We start from the raw sequence: 19,067 nt of genomic DNA, 5'->3' as shown, positions 1-19,067 counted from the left end.
GGACCGGGACGGTCAGTCCTCGCAGACGCGGGCGCGGTCCAGGAGCAGCGAGCGCTCGCGCTCGTTGCGGGTAAGGGACGCGGCGCGCTCGAACTCGGCGCGGGCCTCGGCCCGGCGGTCCAGCCGCACGAGCAGGTCCGCGCGCACGGCGGGCAGCAGGTGGTAGTCGCCCATCCCCGGCTGGTCCCGCAGCGCGTCCACGATCTCCAGCGCGGCCTCCGGGCCCGAGGCCATCGACACCGCCACCGCCCGGTTCAGCTCCACGACCGGCGATCCGGTGACCCGGACCAGGGCCAGGTACAGTCCGGCGATGACCGTCCAGTCGGTGTCGGCGGCGGTGACCGCCCTGGCGTGCTCGGCCGCGATGGCCGCCTGGAGCACGTAGGGCCCGCCGGGCCGGCTCCGGTCCGGCGGCAGCGCTCTGAGCAGGGCTTCCATTCCGCGTGTGATGAGCAGGCGGTCCCAGAGCGCGCGGTTCTGCTCGGCCAGGGGGACGGGTTCCCCGCCGGGTCCGACGCGGGCGCGCAGCCGCGAGGCGTGCAGCTCCATCAGCGCCACCAGCCCGTGCACCTCGCGCTCCCCGGGCATCAGCTGGGCGAGCACGCGGCCCAGGCGCATGGCCTCCTCGCACAGCGTGGGGCGCGTCCACTCCGTGCCCGAGGTGGCGGTGTAGCCCTCGTTGAACACCAGGTAGACGACCTCCAGCACGGAGGCCACCCGGGCCTGGCGGTCCTCGCCGACGGGCACCTCGAAGGGCACCCTCCTCTTCGCCAGGGTGCGCTTGGCGCGCACGATGCGCTGGGCGACGGTGGACTCGGGCACCAGGAAGGCCCGGGCGATCTCCTCGGTGGTGAGCCCGCCGAGCAGGCGCAGGGTGAGCGCGACGCGTGCCTCGGTGGACAGCACCGGGTGGCAGCACACGAACATCAGCCGCAGGAGGTCGTCGCCGAAGTCCTCCTCCAGGACGGCGTCGAACTCGGCCTGCCCGTCGTGCTCGGCGATCTCGCGGCCGAGGTCGGCCATGCGCCGCTGGAAGCGCTCGTCGCGGCGCCAGCGGTCGAGCACGCGCCGCTTGGCGACGGTGGTCAGCCAGGCGCCGGGGTTGTCGGGAACCCCGTCGCCGGGCCACTTCTCCAGTGCGCTGACCAGCGCGTCCTGGGCGAGCTCCTCGGCGAGGCCGACGTCGCCGACCATGCGGGTGAGCGCTGCGACGAGGCGGGCCGACTCGATACGCCAGACCGCCTCGACCGCGCGCGTGGCGTCGGTGTGGCTCACGGGGCAATCTCAGCACCACGGGCACCCCGCCGCAAGCCCGCGCGGCGGCCGTCGTCGGCCGCCGTGCGGGCCGTGCGGGCCGTACGCGAGGCCCGGAACGGGCCGCGGCCCGCGGGTGCGCCGGGGCACCGCGGGCCGCACCGGCACGGGCGGGTCAGCCGCCGTGCGAGTACCCCTCGGCGCGCAGCTCGCGCTCGCGCTGCTTGAGGTGCTCGGGCATCTCGTCGCCGAAGTCGTCGGTGTCGAAGATCCGCCGCAGCACCAGGTTCATCTCGGTGTCGTCGCCCTCCGGCGGGTGCGGGCAGCGCTTGGCCCACTCCACGGCCTCCTCGTGCGAGGACACCTGGATGACCCAGTACCCGGCGACGAACTCCTTGGCCTCGGCGAAGGGCCCGTCGGTGACGGTCGCGGCTCCGTTGCTGAAGGTGACCCGGGTGGCCTCGGAGGCGGGGGCCAGGCCGTCCCCGGCGAGCAGGACACCGGCCTTGACCATCTGCTCGTTGTAGGCGGCCATCTCCTCGAAGACCTCCGGGCTGGGCTCGTAGTCGACGGCCTCGGACTCGGCGGTGGACATGATCGTCATCATGTAGCGCATGGTGTTCGCCTCTCGTGCGGTGTGGGGGTCCGTTCCCCCGCTCTCATCCACACGTCGAACGGCACCGCACCGGATCGACACCTCCCCGGATTTTTTTCTCGGGGATTTTCTCCGCGCCCGCGCCGCACCGCTCGCCGGGTCCGTGACGCGTCCTTCCGCCGGGTCCGCGACGCGTTCCGGTGGCCGCAAACGGCCAAGGGGACGCCCGCCCGCGTCGCGGAGCGGGCGGTTCGGTAGAGTTCCGGCACGGTGCGGCGCGGAGGAGGGTGACGGGTGGGGATGTTCCTGGACACCGCCTTCGGTTTCCCGACCGTGCTGTTCACCCCGCTGCTGGTCGTCGTCGCGGTCTACTGGCTGCTCGTCTCGGTCGGCGCCACCGGCTCCGACGCGCTCGACAGCGTGGACGACTCGGGTGAGGCCGCGGGTCTGAGCTCCCTGATGAGCCGCGTGGGACTGGGAAGGGTCCCGGTCACCGTGGCGCTGAGCTCCCTGGTCTGCGTCGCCTGGTTCGTGAGCATGATGGGAAGCATCATGACCAGCCTCCTCCACACCACCTCCACCCCCCTGCTCATCGCCCTGGGCCTGGTGGTCCTGCTGATCGCGCTCGTGGCCGCGTGGGCGGTCACCAGCGGCCTGGTCATGTCGGTGCAGCGCTTCCTGCCCAGCCGTGGCAGCGGTTCCAAGAACGAACTGGTCGGACGCACCTGCGTGATCCGCATCGGCGAGGCCAACGAGGGCTTCGGCCAGGCCGAGATCACCACCGCGGGCGGCGCGGCGATCTCCATCCCGGTGCGCACCACCGGCGGCGAGGTCCTGCCCGTGGGCAGCACAGCCCTGATCTTCGACCACAGCGCCGAGCAGGACGTCTTCCTGGTCACCTACTTCGACGCCGCGCTGGACCCCGGACAGGGCTGAGACGCGTCTCCTTGGGGCTCCGCTCCGCTTCACCCCGTGTCCGGGCGTCCAAAGAGCGGGAACCTTCGGCGTCTTCCGCGCGATGGCTCGTTCCTCGCGATCGCACGTCCGACACCTCCAGAACCCCGCGGACGCCCGGACAACACCTCCTCGGTGCTCCGTCCCGTGTCCAGGCGCCCCCTCCGCCCCCTGCGCTCCATCCGCGGCTTTCCGGCCGTCAAGTAGAAGGTGGTACGCGGAACCGTTCGCGACCGCGCCGCGTCACATCTGTCGAGCGCCCCCGACCGGGGGCCGGATCCCCGCCGCCGTACCCCCCGCTCCCGACGCGCTTTCCCCCTCTTACGCACATCCCCTTGCAGAAAGAGACCCCCACGTGTTGCTGAGTGCCACCGCGAACGGCCAGGAGGCCGCGGACGCGGCCTTCCTGACCGTCGGCGTCGCCCTTGCCGTCGGCGTCGTCGTCCTCATCGCCCTGCTCCTGATGGTCACCCGCCTCTTCCGCAAGGTCGAGCAGGGCAAGGCGCTGATCATCTCCAAGGTCCGCGACGTCCACGTCACCTTCACTGGCGCGATCGTCCTGCCGGTCCTGCACAAGGCCGAGATCATGGACATCTCGCTCAAGACGCTGACCGTGGACCGGCGCGGTCGCGAGGGCCTGACCTGCAAGGACAACATCCGCGCGGACATCAAGGTGTACTTCTACGTCCGGGTCAACGAGACCGCGGAGGACGTCAAGAAGGTCGCCAAGTCCATCGGCACCGAGCGCGCCAGCCACCAGGACACGCTCCAGGAGCTGTTCAACTCCAAGTTCTCCGAGGGCCTCAAGACCGTCGGCAAGCAGTTCGACTTCGAGGAGCTGTTCACGCACCGCGAGCAGTTCCGCCAGGCGATCATCTCCCTGATCGGCACCGACCTCAACGGCTACAGCCTGGAGGACGTGGCCATCGACGAGCTGGAGCAGACCCCGCTGCACCAGCACGACGCCAACAACATCCTCGACGCGCAGGGCATCTCCAAGATCACCGAGCGCACCGCGATCGAGCACAAGCGCACCAACGAGTTCGAGAACGACCGCCGCAAGGAACTCGACCGGCAGAACACCGAGACGGCCGAGACCCTCGCCGAGCTGGAGAAGCGCCGCGAGGAGGCCGCCGCCAAGGCCAAGCGCGAGATCGAGATCATCCGCGCCCGCGAGGAGGCCGAGACCGCCCGCGTGCAGGCCGAGGAGCGCCTCAAGGCCGAGACCGCCAACATCCGCACCTCCGAGGCGCTGGGCGTGCAGCACCAGAACCAGCAGCGCGAGATCGCGGTGGCCGAGAAGAACCGCGAGCGCGTCATCGCCATCGAGAGCGAGCGCATCGAGAAGGACCGCCTGCTGGAGGTCATCGGGCGCGAGCGCGAGACCGAGCTGAGCCGCATCGCCAAGGACAAGGAGGTCGAGGCCGAGAAGCGCGAGGTCGCCGACGTCGTCCGCGAGCGGATCGCCGTGGACCGCACCGTGGCCGAGCAGGAGGAGGCCATCAAGCGCCTGCGCGCCGTCGAGGAGGCCGAGCGCACCCGCCAGGCCGTCATCATCCAGGCCGAGGCCGAGGCCCAGGAGAACCTGGTCAAGGACATCAAGGCCGCCGAGGCCGCGGAGGCCGCCGCCAGGCACAGGGCCGCCGAGGAGCTCACCCTGGCCGAGGCCCGCCAGCAGGCCGCCGAACTGGACACCCGCGCCAAGATCCGCCTCGCCGAGGGCATCCAGGCCGAGGCCGCCGCGGCCGGTCTGGCCGAGGTGCAGGTCCGCCACCAGGACGCCGAGGCCATCGAGAAGGTCGGCCGCGCCGAGGCCGCCGTGGCCAGCGAGAAGGCCCGGGTCGAGGCCGAGGCCGTGGAGCAGAAGCTGCGCGCCGAGGCCGCCGGTCTCACCGACAAGGCCGAGGCCATGTCCGCCCTGGACCAGGTCACCCGCGAGCACGAGGAGTACCGCCTGCGCCTGGAGGCCGAGAAGGAGATCCGCCTGGCCGGGATCAACGTGCAGCGCGAGGTCGCCGAGGCCCAGGCCACCGTGCTGGCCACCGGCCTGGAGAACGCCGACATCAACATCGTCGGCGGCGACGGCGCCTTCTTCGACCGCATGGTGGGCTCCATCGGCCTGGGCAAGGCCGTGGACGGCTTCGTCGGCAACTCCAAGACCGTGCAGGCGCTGGGCGGCAACTGGCTCAACGGCGAGGGCGACTTCGCCGCGGACATGCGCAGGGTGATGGACTCGGTGTCCACCGAGGACGTCAAGAACCTCACCGTCTCCGCGCTGCTGCTCAAGCTGATCGGCGCGGGCGGCCCGCAGGCCGACAAGCTCGACGGCCTGCTCGGCACCGCCCGCTCCCTGGGCGTGGACCAGCTGCCCGCCTCCGCCCTCGCCAAGCAGTAGGGGAACCTTCGTGACAGAGGCCCTGTCCCAGGAGACCGAGGGGCCGGACGCCGGGGACGCGCGTTCGCTGGACGCGGGCACCTACGAGGTGCTCCGCGCCCGGCTGCGCGAGCAGACCGGCGAGCTGGCCCGGCGGACCGAACGGCTCAACGCGCGACGGCTGGAGGTGTTCGGCGGCACCGAGCTGACCCTGCTCGGCACCGAGCGCGTGCGCACCGAGCACAACTGCGTGCCCCGGGACATCGTGAGCGTGGGGCGTCCGGCCGCGGACGGCGCCGAGGGCGCCGTGATCCTGTTCGGCTACAACGTGTTCATCGGCATGCAGCGGGAGACCCACGTCCCCGACGTGTTCTCGCTGCACCGCTACGAGCGCGCCGACGACGGCTTCGCCTTCGCCGACGCCGACGGGGGCGCCGTCCCCGGGCTGCTCGACGACGAGCGGTTCCAGCAGGACTTCGGCCAGCTCTACCGGTACTACCGCGACGCGCGCCTGCTCCAGCTGCGCCGGGTCGAGGAGCGGCTGTTGGCCGTGTTCCAGACCGGCCCGCGCACCGAGGACGTGCGCGTGCTGCGGTGGTCGGTGTCGCCGACGGGTGAGATCGCCTACCTCGACGCGCGCGGCGAACGCGACCACGTGTTCCCGCCCGCGCACGACTTCACGTGGGTGGAGGCCACCCGCGAGGACCACGTGGCGGGCCGCCACCCGCACATCTCGATCCTCGACGAGCTGTTCGTGGAGACCGTCGGCGGCGACCTCACCATCAAGGTCGAGAACAACACCGAGGTCGGCGAGGGCGTCTACAGCGAGCCCGTGGACGAGCCGTTGCAGAGCCTGGCCGACGCGTCGGTGCACCACGCGCGGGTGGGCCCGCTCATCCTGCTGCGCGTGCTGCCCTACAACGAGACCGAGTGGCGCCACCTGGTCTTCAACACGCGCACCAAGGAGGTCGAGCGCCTCGACGGCATCGGCCAGTCCTGCCAGCGCCTGCCCGACGACCAGGGGCTGATCTTCCCCGGCGGCTACTACCTGGCCACCGGGGTGGCGCGGACCTTCGACACCGACGTCACCGACCTGGAGTTCGAGCGCGTGGTGCGCTCGCCCAACGGCGAGGACGTGCTCTACGTCTTCCACTCCCGCGCGGACGGCCGCAGCCTGCTGCTGCCCTACAACACCATCCGCAAGGAGGTCGCCACCCCGATCGTCTGCCACGGGTACTCGCTGTTCGACGACGGCACCATGACGGTGTTCCGCGACAACTCGGGCGAGCCGACCCGGGTGCACCCGATGCAGGTGTGGCAGACGCCGTACGCGTCGGACGTGTACGCGGCGGCGCAGCCGGTGGGGACCGGGCCGCTGGAGCGGATCGGCAACGCCGAGCTGGTGCGGGGCGTGTCCGAGTGCCTGTCGGTGGCGCGCATGGCCGAGGACATGCGGCCCTCCACCGAGGTGTTCGAGGCGCTCATGGCCGCCTGCCGCCGGGTGTCGGACCGGTTCCACTGGCTGGGCGAGGAGGAGCTGGGCGACCTGGCGGCGCCCCTGTCGCAGGTGCGCGACACCGCCGCGCGGGTGCTGGAGGAGTTCGAGACCGTCCAGACCCTGACCCGGCAGGCCGCCGAGACCCTGGCCGGGGCCGAGGAGGAGGCGGCCTCGCTCATCCGCACCGCCCGCGGGGAGGCCCCGCGCACGGCGGAGGGCTGGGTGGCGCGGCTGACCGGGCTGCGCCGCGCCCAGGGCCGGGCGGCCACGCTGCGCGAGACGCGCTACGTGGACACCGATCGCCTGGAGGAGCTGGACGGCAGGCTCGCCGAGGAGATCGACGCCACCGGCCGCCGCACGGTGGCCTTCCTGGAGCGCGACGACGCCTTCGCCGGGTACCACGACGAGGTGTCGCGGCTGGTCGAGGACGCCGAGGGGATCGGGGCGGTCAGCGCGGCGACGGCGGTCGGCGAGCGCATCGCCGAGCAGACCGAGGGCCTCCAGGTGGTCACCGAGGTCGTCGGCTCGCTGGACATCGGCGACGCCCAGGTGCGCACGCGCATCCTGGAGCGGGTCAGCGAGGTGATGGCCGGGATCAACCGGGCGCGCGCCACGCTGGAGGCACGGCGCGGCGAACTGCTCGCCCTGGAGGGGCGGGCGGAGTTCGCGGCCGAGTTCGCCCTGCTCGGGCAGGCGATCACGGGGGCGCTGGCCGCCGCCGACACCCCGGACCGGTGCGACGAGCAGCTGGGGCGGATCATGCTCCAGCTGGAGAACCTGGAGACGCGGTTCGCCGAGTTCGACGACTTCCTCGGGGAGCTGACGGACAAGCGCGAGGACGTGTACGAGGCGTTCTCCACCCGCAAGCAGGGGCTGGTGGACGAGCGGGCGCGGCGGGCCGACCGCCTGGCGTCGTCGGCCGCCCGCGTGCTGGAGAGCGTTCAGCGCCGGGTGGCGACGCTGGACACGCTGGAGGACGTCAACACCTACTTCGCGTCGGACGCGATGGTGGCGCGGCTGCGGCGCACCTCCGAGGAGCTGCGCGCGCTCGGTGAGACCGTGCGCGCGGAGGAGTTGGACGGGCAGGTGCTGGCCGCCCGGCAGGAGGCGGGCCGGGCCCTGCGGGACCGCGCCGACCTGTTCGAGGGCGGCGCGGGCGGCGAGACGATCCGGCTGGGCCGGCACCGCTTCGCCGTGAACACCCAGCCGATCGACCTCACCCTCACCCCGCACGGCGGGGAGATGTCGGTGGCGATCACCGGCACCGACTTCCGCGCGCCGGTCACCGACGAGGGGTTCGGGCGGACGCGTCACCTGTGGGACCGGGTGCTGGTGTCGGAGAGCCCGCAGGTGTACCGGGCCGAGTACCTGGCCGCGTCGGTCCTGGCCGCGGCCGAGGAGGGTGCGCGGGGGCTGACGCCGGAGCGGCTGGCCGAGGCGGAGGCGGGGGGCCTGGACGGGTCGTCGCTGCTGGACCTGGTGCGCGGTTTCGCCGAGGCCCGCTACGACGAGGGGTACGAGCGGGGCGTGCACGACCACGACGCCGCGCGGATCCTGTCGGTGCTGCTGCGGTTGCGCGCGGGAGCCGGGCTGCTGCGGTACCCGGGCGGAACGCGTGCCGCGGCCCAGGTGTTCTGGGCCTTCGGCGCCGACGAGGAGCGGCGGTCGGCGTGGCGGACCCGGGCCGGTTCGCTGGCGCGGGCCCGCGAGGTGTTCGGGGTGCGCGGGTCGGCCGCGGTGGACGCGCTGCGCGCGGAGCTGGCGGCGGCCGTGGACGGGTTCCTCACCGAAACCGGGCTCCACCAGGAGGCCGACCTGGACCTGGTGGGCGAGTACCTGTTCGAGGAGATCGCGGCGGAGGGGCCCGGGGAGCGGGGGTTCGTGACCGGCGCGGGCGCCCGTCTGCTGCTGGACCGGTTCCACCGGGCGGTGGGCAGTGCGCGGGAGAGCACCCGCAGGGCCTTCGAGGAGGACCTGCGCGCGCTCGACGGCGACCTGAACGCGCGCCACCAGCTGGTGGCGGCCTGGTTGGAGGCGTTCGCGACCACGTTGGACGAGGTGGACCCGGGCGACCTGCCCGAGGCCGCCGCGATCGAGCTGACCGGCGGCGCCCTGGAGCGGTACGAGTCGTCGGCGGCCGTCGCGGAGGACGTGGACGGGCTGCTGGGGTCGCACCCGCGCGTGCGCGAACGCTCCCTGGAGCTGCGGCTGGACGAGTTCCTGCCGCGCACCCGCCGGTTCCGGCTGGAGGAGGTGCCCGCCTACCGGGACTTCCAGCGGCGCCGCAACGAGCTGGTGGCGGCCGAGCGCGAGCGGCTGCGGTTGGAGGAGTACCGGCCCAAGGTGATGAGCGGGTTCGTCCGCAACAGGCTGCTGGACGAGGCGTACCTGCCGCTGATCGGCGACAACCTGGCCAAGCAGTTGGGCGCGGCCGGGGACGACAAGCGCACCGACCAGAGCGGCCTGCTGCTGCTCATCTCCCCGCCCGGTTACGGCAAGACCACGCTCATGGAGTACGTGGCCAGCCGTCTGGGGCTGGTGTTCGTCAAGGTCAACGGGCCAGCGCTGGGGCACGCGGTGACCTCGCTGGACCCGGACGAGGCGCCGGACGCCACCTCCCGCCAGGAGGTCGAGAAGATCTCCTTCGCGCTGGAGATGGGTGCCAACACGATGCTGTACCTGGACGACATCCAGCACACCAACCCCGAGCTGCTCCAGAAGTTCATCTCGCTGTGCGACGGCCAGCGGCGCATGGAGGGGGTGTGGAACGGGCGGACCCGGACCTACGACCTGCGGGGTAAGCGCTTCGCGGTGTGCATGGCGGGCAACCCGTACACGGAGCAGGGCAAGCGGTTCCGGATTCCGGACATGCTGGCCAACCGCGCCGACGTGTACAACCTGGGCGACGTGCTGGCGGGCAGGGAGGAGCTGTTCGCGCTGAGCTACGTCGAGAACGCGCTCACCTCGAACCCGACCCTGGCCCCGCTGTCCACGCGGAGCAGGGAGGACGTGTACCGGTTCGTGCGGATGGCGCGGGGCGACGACTCGGTGGGCGCGGACCAGCTCGACCACCCCTACTCGGCGGTCGAGGCGGACCGGATCGTGTCGGTGCTGCGCAAGCTGCTGCGGGTGCAGGAGGTGGTGATGACCAACAACGCGGCCTACATCGCCTCCGCCGCGCAGTCGGAGGAGGCGCGCACCGAGCCGCCGTTCCGGCTCCAGGGCTCGTACCGCAACATGAACCGGCTGGCGGAGCGGATCGTGCCGGTCATGAACGACGCCGAGGTGGAGGCCGTGATCGACGACCACTACCTGGGCGAGGCGCAGACCCTGACCTCGGGCGCGGAGGCCAACCTGCTCAAGCTCGCGGAGCTGCGCGGGGTCATGACCCCCGAGCAGGAGGCCCGGTGGACGGAGGTCAAGGAGGCCTTCCGGCGCGGCCGCGCGCTGGGCGGCGCCGAGGACGACCCGATGACCAGGGCCATCGGCGCTATGGGCCTGCTGGCCGACCGGGTGGGCGAGATCGGCGCCGCGATCGGGCGGGAACGGGACTCCGGGCGCTGACCGGATGACACGTGCGGGCCGCCACCCCCTACGGGTGGCGGCCCGTCGGCGTTTCGGTGACCGGAGACCGTCTACCCGGACTCCAACTCCTCGATGGCGGTGACGAGGCGTCGCGCGTTCTCCGGACTGCGGAGGAGGTAGGCGGTCTCCCTGAGACTCTCGTACTCGGACAGCGCCATCATGACCACCGGCTCGTGTCCGGCTCTGGTGATCATGACCTCCTCGCGGTCGTTCACGACGGAGTCGAGCGTGGCCGCGTAGTTCTCACGGGACTCCGAGTAGCTCATGGTCTTCATCGCTGCGCCTCCTGGTTCCGCCGTCACACCTTCACGGTTGTACAGGATTCCGTGCGCAGGCCGCTGGCCTGTCGTCTCCGACGGACCCAGAGGCGGACGGGTCCACGCGAGGGGTCGGTGACCGTCCTCGGGGCGCGCTCTCGCGGGAGGGCGAGGAGCGGCGCGGCGGTCCCCGGCGGCCGACCCGCACGGGGCCGCCCGGACAACCGCAGAAATCAAGAACCTTACGGCCCGGACAGCCGTCTAAAGCGCTCTTCCCCGCAAAGGGAAAGCCGGAGACCACCGGCAAAACAAAAAGAGTGATCTGCTTCACAGCAACAAACCAAAGGAACCGGCACCGCCCGCCCGAATCCCTTCTCCGCACCTCGAAAGATTGGACCCTTTTTATCAGAACTTTTTTCGGTGGAACGCACCGTGACCGGTCGAACACGCGACAAGAGGCCTGCCCACGAAACCCATACAGGCCCTGAACTGGTCTTATGGGGAAATTTGGGTTCGACCTCCCGGCTTCTTCGCCACCAGGCCCCGCGGGGCGGCCCGCCCGGCGCCGCTGCCCGATCCACAATGCGGACCGCCCCGCGCCGAAGAGAAAAGGGCCCTCCAGGACAAAGGCGCCCGGAATTCAGTGATACATTCAAGGAGTTGTCAGGGCGGGCGCGGTTCCCATGACCCTGTGACTCACTCCTTCACCTTCGCCAGAAGTTTCGGGAAGGCCGGCAGCCCGCGGAAGCGGTCGACCAAAGCTCTCGAACTCCGGTGTGAACCTCTCGCGCATCCACTCCTTGAAAGAAACGAACATGATGAGCCGCAGCACCCGTTCCTCCCTCTTCGCCCTTCTCACCGCCGGCCTGATCACCCTCGGCGCGACCGGCTGCTTCAGTCAGGACGCGGCCGACGCGGAGGCCCAGAGCACCGAGAGCCAGAGCGCGAACGACGGCGAAGGGGTGACCACGACCCTGGCGGGCGAGCTCACGTACCTGGCCCCGAACGAGTACCTCGTCGAGAACCAGGCGTTCCACGTCGACGAGACCACGCAGGTCCTCGGCGGGATCAACGTCTGCCCCGCCGAGGACGGCGTCGACGAGACCGGTTACGGAACCGTGGAGTGCTCCTACGACGAGCTGGACGCCGCCGTTCAGGGGGGAACCGTCGTTCTCGCCGAGGTCGCGATCGTGGACGGGTTCGCCGAGTCGATCAGCGAGTACCAGACGGACGGCCACGGTGACCCCGAGGGCGGTTCCGCGGACGCGGCCCCGGCCGAAGGGGTGACCACGACCCTGACGGGTGAGGTCACCTACCTGGCCCCGTACGAGTACCTCGTCGGCAACCAGGCGTTCTACGTCGACGAGAGCACGGAGCACGTCGGCGGGATCTACGTCTGCGCCGGCCCGGAGGGCCTGCACGAGGACGGCCACGGAAACCTGTCGTGCCCCTTCGGCGAGCTCGAAACCGCCCTTGAGCAGGGAACCTTCGTCTACGCCGAGGTCGCGATCGTGGACGGGATCGCCACGACGATTCTCGAATACCAGTCCTGATCTCCGGAACACGGGGAGAGCGGGCGACCGGGCCCGCCGGGGCGGTACTCCTCCAGGGGTACCGCCCTTCGCGTGTCCTCAGCCGGTTTCCGGCGTTCCGAGCGGGGGCGGGGGGCTCCTGTGGGCGGGACCGGCACCGCGATCGGGCGGGACGGTGCTCCGGGCGCTGGCCGGGTGACACGTGCGGGCCGCCACCCCCTGCGGGTGGCGGCCCATCGGCGTCGGGATCAGAGGCGGACGGGTTCGCGCGAGGGGTCGGTGACCATCCTCGGGTCGCGGTCGCGCAGGAGCGCGACGAGCGGCGCGGCGGTCCCCGCCTGCTGGACCGCCTCGCCCTCCTCGGCCAGCAGGCCGACGAGCTGGAAGAAGAGGACGATCCCGTTCGGGGTGTCCATGGCGCGGATCTCGGTGTCGGGGACGATGACCAGCGAGGTCATGTCGCCGTTGGCGGGCTCGCCGCCGAGCGGGGACGGGGTGACGATCCAGTGGCCCACGTCCAGGTCGCTGCCCGCGACGAAGCGGTCGGCCAGGGCGTGCATGACGCGCAGAATCCAGGCGGGCACGGCCTCGTCGCCGTCCTCGCGCGGGAGGCGGCAGGTGAACTCGAAGCCCGACCCGGAGACGCGGGGCTCCTCGCTGGTCTTCTCCCCCAGCTCGGTCAGGCCGAAGGACACCAGCAGCCAGTGGCCGTCCAGGGGGTAGGCGAGCACCCCGTCGAGGCCTTTGTCCGACTTCCCGTCCGGCGCGAACTGGATGGTGAGCGGCTGCACGTCGGGGTACCGCTCCGCCCACTCCTCGTAGATCCGGACGAGTCCGGGCAGCATCTCCAGCATCGCGTCGTCGCTCTCCACCTCGGGTGACGGGTCCGGGTCCGAGGATACGAGCGCGCCGGGAGCGCACGAGCCAGGGGCGGAAGGCGGGGGCTGGTGGAGGCGGGCGGCGGGCGGCGGGCGGCGGGACGGCCCAGGGTCTTCCGGGGACCGTTCGGGCGGGGCGGATTTCCCGGAGTTCGCACCGGATAATCCGCGCGTTCTCACGGAGGAGAGAACCACGGAGCCCGAACGCGCATCCAAGGCAAATCAGGCCGATTTCAATCACTTGCGCGTTCTCCGGTAAGAGCTGATCGCCCTACCGAGGTTAAATCAGGAAAACCGGCAATGCTTAACGGGATATTTAGCTTCCGTCATTGATCATGGACACAGGCGGCGAGGTCCCCTCTCGGACACAGAGCACCTGGGGTCACGCCAGCCTGCACAGACAGCGAAGCCGAACAGGCGAAGGGCCATCCTTCCCTCACCCGGTCAGCACAAACCGCTCCGCCACGATCAATCCTTGAAATTCGATGTCGAACCCTCTGATCTGTCTGGACTGATGCCACCACAGCACCCCCGGGATTTTCACCGACATCCCGATCCGTGTTTGATCAGCCCATTTGAGGGCATGCCGTCACATAACGCACTCATCCCCCAATCCCTGGCGAGTCCATTCACTCACCGCTCTCCATAGGAAAGGCACACGATGAATCGCGACATCCGCACCAGCGCGCTGGCCGTTCTCTCCGCCGGTCTGCTCACCCTCGGCGCGACCGGCTTCAGCCCGGCGGCGGCCGCCGAGCAGCAAGGAGCCGGGAACCAGGGTGTGGAGGCCGGTGCCGACGGGTTCACCGGAACCCTCTCCGGCGAGGTCGTGCACCTGGCTCCGTACGAGTACCTCGTCGGTGACCAGGCGTTCTACGTCACCGAGGACACCGAGATCCTCGGCGGCCTGTACACCTGCGCACCCGAGGTCCCAAACGACGACATGACCGGGACCGTGGAGTGCGACATGGAGGAGTTCGAGGCCGAACTGAAGGACGGGACCGTCGTCCTGGCCGGGGTCGAGGTCGAGAACGGCATCGCACAGACGATCACCGAGTTCCAGGCCTGATCCCCGGAGATCAGGTCAGCGGGTGACCGGGTTCAAAGGGGCGGTACTCCTCCACGGAGCGCCGCCCCTTTGCCTTGCCACAGCCGTTCCGCGCGGCGGCCGTGCACACACCGGCCCCCGAGAGGAGGGAGGTCGTTTCCTACGGGAGCGGCAGCGGCCAGCGCTGGTCACTCTCCGCCGAACCGAACCACACGTGCTGGTCCCCCGGCGTGACGGTGACGCCGAAGGCGCTCCAGTCCGGCTGGCCGTTGGTAAGCCACCACCGGTGCGCGCCCTCCTCGACCAGGCGGGCCATGAGTGTGGACGAGGGTTCGTGAACGACTCGGGTCATGCCTGGCCGTTCTCCGCTTGTCCGGCGGCGATCTGCCCCATGAGCAGGACGTTGCCGGGGTCGTCCAGCCACACGCGTTGGCCCTGGCGGGTCACGGTCGCACCGAACCGGGAGTGTTCCGGGCGGCCCGCCTCCCGCCACCAGGTGTGGGCCCCGGCCAGCTCGTCGAAGAGGCAGCGCGGGCCGTGCTGGCGGACCACGAACTCACGAGCGCCGGACCGGACCCGCCACGAGGCCCACGAACTCGAACCCGGGTCCATCAGGTACACCGTGTAGTCCGGGTTGCCCGGCACGTCGTCGTCGAAGACCAGCAGGTCCTTCATCCCGGGAACCCGCAGGCCGATCGCGAAGCTCGCGTCGAAGTCACCGACCGGCTCGTACGGGTGCAGGTCCGTGGTGCTCTCGGTGTACTCGTGGTCGGGACGGACGCGCTCTTCGAGCGTGCCGTGCGGCGTCCGCTGGCCGCGGACCCACATGAAGCCCGCGTTCCCGCCGAACCTCCCCGACGCCGTCCCGTCCGCCCCCACCTGGAGGCGCAGCAGCGTGCCGTTGTGGAAGCTCGTCCCCCACGGGGTCACGATCCGCCCGCCGGGCACCGTCTGCTCCACCCACGGGTAGGGAACCCGCTGGACGGCGGCGGTCGCCAGCACCCGGTCGTAGGGGGCGTCGGGCGGATACCCCTTCTCACCGTCCCCGACGACCACATGGACACCGCGGCCCTCGAGGTTCTCCTGGGCACGTGCGGCCACGGCCGGGTCGATCTCCACCGACGTCACGTTCCCGGCGCCGACCCTGTCAGCGAGCAGCGCGGCGTTCCACCCGGTTCCGGTACCGATCTCCAACACCCGCTGTCCGGCGGCGAGGTCGGTGGCCTCCAGCATCAGCGCCACGATGCTCGGCATGGACGCCGACGAGGAACTGTGTCCGCGCCCGGTCGGGTCTCCATCGTCGATCTGGGTGATGACCGGCCGGTCGGCGTAGCAGGCACGCAACCACCCGTCCGGGTCATCGGACTTGTCGAGGGTTGTCAGCTCGTCCCCGTCCTCGACCCAGATCCGGTCGGGGATGAAGCGGTGGCGGAGAACCCGCTCGAAGGCGCCCCGCCAGGCTGAGGAGGGGTTGATCTCCTCAGCCAGGCGGGACCGAAGGTTTTCGGCACCCATCATTTGCCGTCGCGCTCGTGCTTTCCTCCGCCACTGCCCCCGTCGTTGGGGGAGGGCGGCGGGATGGGGCGGTCGGGCTTGTGGCCGTCACTGTTCGAGTCGTCTTCATGCTTGCCCATGGCGGTCTCCTCGGTTGTAAAGGGGCGGTTGATGTGAAGGTAGTCATGCCAGCACGCTGCGTCAGGGCATTGGCCGGGATCGGTCTGTCCGTGTGACCGGGTGCGGTCGGGGGAAATGTGGTCCTCTGGTCGGTTCAGGTAGTGGTGCGGAGGGTGTCGATGAGGCAGGCGATCTGCGTGCGGGACTCGCCGTCGGACGACTCCAGCAGTGTCGCGGGGTTCGTGGAGGACATAGGGAGTTCCTTCCTTGCTTCGGATACCCCGCACCAGGTCAGCGCGGGGTTCCACCAGTTCCACTCGGACGGTGCCCGCGGAACCGGGGAGCTTTCGCCGTGCCGCTGAGTCCGTATCTCCCACGGGGTCTCGGCCAGGTCGGCGGGCCGTCGAGGACGCGCGGACCGGCTCGTGGTGGCCCTACAGGTAGGGACCGGAAGCGTCCGGCTGGTTCAGGAGGGCGGCGATGTGTTCCTTGGGGTAGCGGCGTGCTCCGCCCGGGGTTCGGAAGGGCCGGAGGACGCGGTCCCAGTCGCCTCGGTGGAGGCTGCGGGGGCGGATGTTGAACAGTTGGGCGACTTCGCCGGGGGTGAAAACGTCGGGGCGGCCGTCAAGGAGGTAGCTGTAGTCGGGCATGAGGCGCTTTCCGTGTTCGACGGGTGGGCGTGGCGCGAGGCAGTGCCGTTCCTCAGGCCTCGGTGGTGGGAGCCCCGGTCCACTGGTGCCCGGCGCGGTCGATGAGGGCGCGCACCGTCAGGGATTCGCCCGCGTTCCCTGTCCAGTCCCAGGACACCGACAGCTCGTCCAGCATCAGCAGCCCGTTGCCGGTGGCCTCCAGCGGTTCCGTGGGCTTTCGCGGACACGGAAAGCGGATGGGCTGGTCCGGCCGGGGTCCGTCGTCGGTGACCGTCAGGGTGTAGGTGTGGGGCTTGCGGTGCAGCGTGACCCGAACGGTGCCGCCGGGGTCGCCGGATCGACTGTGCTGCTGCGCGTTGGTGACCAGCAGGCTCACGGCGAGCACCAGCGGAAAGGCCGCACGGCGCGGGGAGCGGGCGTTGCGGTAGGCCCAGTTCCGGGCGATCCCGACGTGGCGGGGGTCGCTGCCCAGGACGATGCCGCAGCGGTCGGAGTCCTCGAACCGCATCCGCCAGGGCGGTTGGAGCGTCAGCGTTCGGCGGCCGGGAACGCCTTCCGGGGTGGACTGACGAGGGATAGCCTGGTTCATGTTCGTACCTGTTGTCGTGAGAAGCACGGGTTCCGGACCAGGTCCCGGGGTTGTCAGTACAGCCGCCGGGACTTTTCTTCGGCCGTCGTCACAGTCTCATCAGAAGGTTTGCCTGATCTAGAGATCGGCGGGAAATGCGAAATTCTCAGGTAAACCCTGTTGGCGCCTGATAGCGGACTGATAAGAATCTGTGCATGGCGAACGAGGTCGATCCGAAGGCTCGGAAGTTCGGCGCCGAGGTGCGCCGATTCCGCGAACAGGCGGGGCTCTCGCAGAGCAGGCTTGCAAGCCTGCTACCAGCGTCCCAGGCGACGGTCAGTGATATCGAGCTGGGAAAGACGCCTGCCAAAAAGGACACAGCGGAACGAATTGACCAGGCGCTTAACAGCGAAGGCCGTCTGGTCACCGTGTGGGAGGAACAGCACGAGGCCTACACGCCGCCGGACTGGTACAGGAAACTGCCGATCGTGGAGCAGCGAGCCACCCAGATTCAGCAGTACCACCCGTTGCTCATCCCCGGACTTCTACAAACGCGCGACTACATGCGCGCCTCGATCCGGGCAGGAAACCGGGCTGACTCGCAAACAGCGGTGGAAGCGAAGGCGAAGGAGCGCACCGAGCGACAGGTCATCCTGGCCCGTGATGACGCCCCCTTCTTCTCGGTCGTCCTAGACGAGACCGTGCTGTACCGGCGTCTCGGCAGCCCTGACACCATGAGGGAACAGCTTGGGTACCTGTTGGAGGTCTCCACGCGGAGCAGAGTGGAGATCCTGGTCGTCCCCGCCGATACCTGGGACCACCCGGGACTCGACAACGGCTTCATGCTGTTGAGGGTCCCGGACGCCGGGATGCTCCTCTACCTGGAGACCGGGTCAGTTGGAGGCGTGATCGTCGACACGGACACTGTCGAAGAACACGTATCCCGCATGGGAGACCTGCGGGGATTCGCACTCCCTCCGGATCAGTCACGGTCGCTGCTCAAGAAAGCACAAGGAGAAGTTGAGTGATGATCGAAGGAACGTGGTACAAGTCCACGTACAGCAAGGCTGAAACCAACTGCCTGGAGGCCCGCTTGAACACCCCCTCATGGCACAAGAGCAGCTACAGCATCGCCGAAACCAACTGCGTCGAGGTCGCCGAGGGTGCCACCACCGCCGTGCGGGACACGCAGAACCGCGAGCTGGGACACCTGTCGTTCGCGGCCACCGAGTGGACCGCGCTCGTGGACTCGCTCAAGAGCTTCGGTTAGCCACCGGGAGCTACAGGGCGGTACTCCGCCAGGGGTACCGCCCTTTTCAGGCCTCCGCCCGTCCTCCCGCGTTCTGGTCATCCGTATCCTCTGGCGGGCCGGTGATGAGCGCGACCACGGTGCTTCCCCGGCGGAACCTTCCTCGCGCCGCCAGGTCGTAGACCCCGGCAAGCATCTTGGCCACGTAGATCCGTTCCAGCAGCACCCCGTGGCGTGTGTGGAACTCCTGGATGAAGGCGGCCAGCTCGGGCGGGTACTTGGCGAACCCCCCGAAGTGATAGCCGGTCTCGATCGACCAGTTGCCGGTCACCGCACCCGCGTCCTCCTGGAACCGGCGCACCTCCTCGTTGAGGAAGCCACCGCCCTTCAGCACCGAGAAACCAATAGCCTCCTGCCCGGCGGACAACCCCGCCGCCAGGCCAGCGAGGGTTCCGCCCGTACCGCACGCACAGCAGACGACGTCGAAGTTCTCGTCGATCTCGTCAGCGATCGTGGCGCAGCCGCGCACGGCCAGGGCATTGCTTCCACCCTCGGGCAGCAGGTAGAAGTCACCGAACCGCTCGCGCAACCCGTTGATGGCCTCGGACGTGTGCTTGGCCCGGTAGGTGGTTCGGTCGAGGTACTCCAGTTGCATCCCTTGCGCGGCAGCGTAGGCGAGCGACCAGTTGAGCGGCAGGTGCTCCTCTCCCCGGATGACGCCGATGGTCGAGAACCCGCACGCCCTTCCGGTCGCGGCCACCGCCCGGATGTGGTTGGAGTAGGCGCCGCCGAAGGTCAGCAGCGCGGAACGACCCTGTTCGTGCGCCGCCTGGAGGTTGAGGTGGAGCTTGCGCCACTTGTTGCCCGGCACCTCGGCGCTGATGAGGTCATCGCGTTTGAGCAGCAGACGGACCCCGTGCTCGCGCAGGCGTTCGTCGTTGACCTCCTCCAACGGTGAAGGCAACCGCACATTCGCGTGGCCACAGCCCCTGAGCCCCATACGGGTCAGGC

The 19,067-nt window shown here is 70.1% G+C and carries 16 protein-coding genes; 7 read left to right on the top strand and 9 right to left on the bottom strand.

Going from position 1 to position 19,067, the window contains the following annotated elements:
• Window positions 1-12 precede the first annotated feature (12 nt).
• Window positions 13-1,275: an RNA polymerase sigma factor gene (locus tag ACSTA4_RS01430; protein WP_444962168.1), complete on the bottom strand. Its 1,263-nt coding sequence runs from the start codon at window positions 1,273-1,275 to the stop codon at window positions 13-15.
• 154 nt (window positions 1,276-1,429) lie between these two features.
• Entirely contained in the window at window positions 1,430-1,870 is a 441-nt protein-coding gene (locus tag ACSTA4_RS01425) for a YciI family protein (protein WP_444964070.1), read from the bottom strand.
• A 273-nt stretch (window positions 1,871-2,143) separates the two neighbouring features.
• On the opposite strand from ACSTA4_RS01425, the gene ACSTA4_RS01420 reads away from it, so the two are divergent.
• From ACSTA4_RS01420 to ACSTA4_RS01410, 3 genes are all read left to right on the top strand, one after another.
• Entirely contained in the window at window positions 2,144-2,785 is a 642-nt protein-coding gene (locus tag ACSTA4_RS01420) for a DUF1449 domain-containing protein (RefSeq protein ID WP_444962167.1), read from the top strand.
• A 373-nt stretch (window positions 2,786-3,158) separates the two neighbouring features.
• A complete protein-coding gene (locus ACSTA4_RS01415; protein ID WP_416027525.1) occupies window positions 3,159-5,198 on the top strand; it encodes an SPFH domain-containing protein in 2,040 nt (679 codons plus the stop codon).
• 10 nt (window positions 5,199-5,208) lie between these two features.
• Window positions 5,209-10,239 carry a DNA repair ATPase gene (locus ACSTA4_RS01410; protein WP_444962166.1) on the top strand — a complete coding sequence of 1,677 codons (5,031 nt, stop codon included), beginning with the start codon at window positions 5,209-5,211 and terminating at the stop codon, window positions 10,237-10,239.
• A gap of 71 nt (window positions 10,240-10,310) precedes the next feature.
• Here the strand turns inward: ACSTA4_RS01410 and ACSTA4_RS01405 are convergent, their stop codons facing one another.
• Window positions 10,311-10,535: a type II toxin-antitoxin system Phd/YefM family antitoxin gene (locus ACSTA4_RS01405; RefSeq protein WP_444962165.1), complete on the bottom strand. Its 225-nt coding sequence runs from the start codon at window positions 10,533-10,535 to the stop codon at window positions 10,311-10,313.
• 800 nt (window positions 10,536-11,335) lie between these two features.
• Here ACSTA4_RS01405 and ACSTA4_RS01400 point away from each other — a divergent pair.
• Window positions 11,336-12,070, top strand: a complete 735-nt coding sequence (locus ACSTA4_RS01400; protein ID WP_444962164.1) for a hypothetical protein — start codon at window positions 11,336-11,338, stop codon at window positions 12,068-12,070.
• A 227-nt stretch (window positions 12,071-12,297) separates the two neighbouring features.
• On the opposite strand, the gene ACSTA4_RS01395 is transcribed toward ACSTA4_RS01400, so the two are convergent.
• Entirely contained in the window at window positions 12,298-12,903 is a 606-nt protein-coding gene (locus ACSTA4_RS01395) for a suppressor of fused domain protein (RefSeq protein ID WP_444964069.1), read from the bottom strand.
• A 685-nt stretch (window positions 12,904-13,588) separates the two neighbouring features.
• On the opposite strand from ACSTA4_RS01395, the gene ACSTA4_RS01390 reads away from it, so the two are divergent.
• Window positions 13,589-13,996, top strand: coding sequence for a hypothetical protein (locus tag ACSTA4_RS01390; protein WP_444962163.1), 408 nt, complete (start codon window positions 13,589-13,591; stop codon window positions 13,994-13,996).
• A gap of 139 nt (window positions 13,997-14,135) precedes the next feature.
• On the opposite strand, the gene ACSTA4_RS01385 is transcribed toward ACSTA4_RS01390, so the two are convergent.
• The 4 genes from ACSTA4_RS01385 to ACSTA4_RS01370 form a co-directional block, all read right to left on the bottom strand.
• Window positions 14,136-14,327, bottom strand: a complete 192-nt coding sequence (locus ACSTA4_RS01385) for a hypothetical protein (protein WP_444962162.1) — start codon at window positions 14,325-14,327, stop codon at window positions 14,136-14,138.
• Window positions 14,324-15,493, bottom strand: coding sequence for a methyltransferase domain-containing protein (locus ACSTA4_RS01380; RefSeq protein ID WP_444962161.1), 1,170 nt, complete (start codon window positions 15,491-15,493; stop codon window positions 14,324-14,326). The genes ACSTA4_RS01385 and ACSTA4_RS01380 overlap by 4 nt, the downstream gene beginning before the upstream one ends.
• Before the next feature lie 530 nt (window positions 15,494-16,023).
• Entirely contained in the window at window positions 16,024-16,239 is a 216-nt protein-coding gene (locus ACSTA4_RS01375; RefSeq protein ID WP_061079694.1) for a hypothetical protein, read from the bottom strand.
• A gap of 52 nt (window positions 16,240-16,291) precedes the next feature.
• Window positions 16,292-16,828, bottom strand: coding sequence for an ATP-binding protein (locus ACSTA4_RS01370; RefSeq protein WP_444962160.1), 537 nt, complete (start codon window positions 16,826-16,828; stop codon window positions 16,292-16,294).
• Between the two features lie 194 nt (window positions 16,829-17,022).
• On the opposite strand from ACSTA4_RS01370, the gene ACSTA4_RS01365 reads away from it, so the two are divergent.
• Window positions 17,023-17,835, top strand: coding sequence for a helix-turn-helix domain-containing protein (locus ACSTA4_RS01365; protein WP_444962159.1), 813 nt, complete (start codon window positions 17,023-17,025; stop codon window positions 17,833-17,835).
• The gene (locus ACSTA4_RS01360) at window positions 17,832-18,077 is read left to right on the top strand and encodes a DUF397 domain-containing protein (protein WP_444962158.1); all 246 of its coding nucleotides are present in this window, start codon (window positions 17,832-17,834) and stop codon (window positions 18,075-18,077) included. Before ACSTA4_RS01365 ends, ACSTA4_RS01360 begins: the two co-directional genes overlap by 4 nt.
• A gap of 46 nt (window positions 18,078-18,123) precedes the next feature.
• Here the strand turns inward: ACSTA4_RS01360 and ACSTA4_RS01355 are convergent, their stop codons facing one another.
• Complete coding sequence (locus tag ACSTA4_RS01355) at window positions 18,124-19,026, bottom strand: 1-aminocyclopropane-1-carboxylate deaminase/D-cysteine desulfhydrase (RefSeq protein ID WP_444962157.1); 903 nt, start codon at window positions 19,024-19,026, stop codon at window positions 18,124-18,126.
• Window positions 19,027-19,067 lie beyond the last annotated feature (41 nt).

It is taken from the genome of Nocardiopsis sp. M1B1 (genome assembly GCF_052466615.1).
Note: the sequence above shows the minus strand (reverse complement) of the source record. Positions and strands in the feature narration are given on the sequence as shown.

Bases quoted from the DNA above. Each gene is read 5' to 3' on its own strand.
- ACSTA4_RS01425 (WP_444964070.1), bottom strand. From the start codon at position 1,870: ATGCGCTACATGATGACGATCATGTCCACCGCCGAGTCCGAGGCCGTC.
- ACSTA4_RS01400 (WP_444962164.1), top strand. From the start codon at position 11,336: ATGAGCCGCAGCACCCGTTCCTCCCTCTTCGCCCTTCTCACCGCCGGC.
- ACSTA4_RS01380 (WP_444962161.1), bottom strand. From the start codon at position 15,493: ATGATGGGTGCCGAAAACCTTCGGTCCCGCCTGGCTGAGGAGATCAAC.
- ACSTA4_RS01385 (WP_444962162.1), bottom strand. From the start codon at position 14,327: ATGACCCGAGTCGTTCACGAACCCTCGTCCACACTCATGGCCCGCCTG.
- ACSTA4_RS01375 (WP_061079694.1), bottom strand. From the start codon at position 16,239: ATGCCCGACTACAGCTACCTCCTTGACGGCCGCCCCGACGTTTTCACC.
- ACSTA4_RS01365 (WP_444962159.1), top strand. From the start codon at position 17,023: ATGGCGAACGAGGTCGATCCGAAGGCTCGGAAGTTCGGCGCCGAGGTG.
- ACSTA4_RS01370 (WP_444962160.1), bottom strand. From the start codon at position 16,828: ATGAACCAGGCTATCCCTCGTCAGTCCACCCCGGAAGGCGTTCCCGGC.
- ACSTA4_RS01395 (WP_444964069.1), bottom strand. From the start codon at position 12,903: ATGCTGGAGATGCTGCCCGGACTCGTCCGGATCTACGAGGAGTGGGCG.
- ACSTA4_RS01405 (WP_444962165.1), bottom strand. From the start codon at position 10,535: ATGAAGACCATGAGCTACTCGGAGTCCCGTGAGAACTACGCGGCCACG.
- ACSTA4_RS01390 (WP_444962163.1), top strand. From the start codon at position 13,589: ATGAATCGCGACATCCGCACCAGCGCGCTGGCCGTTCTCTCCGCCGGT.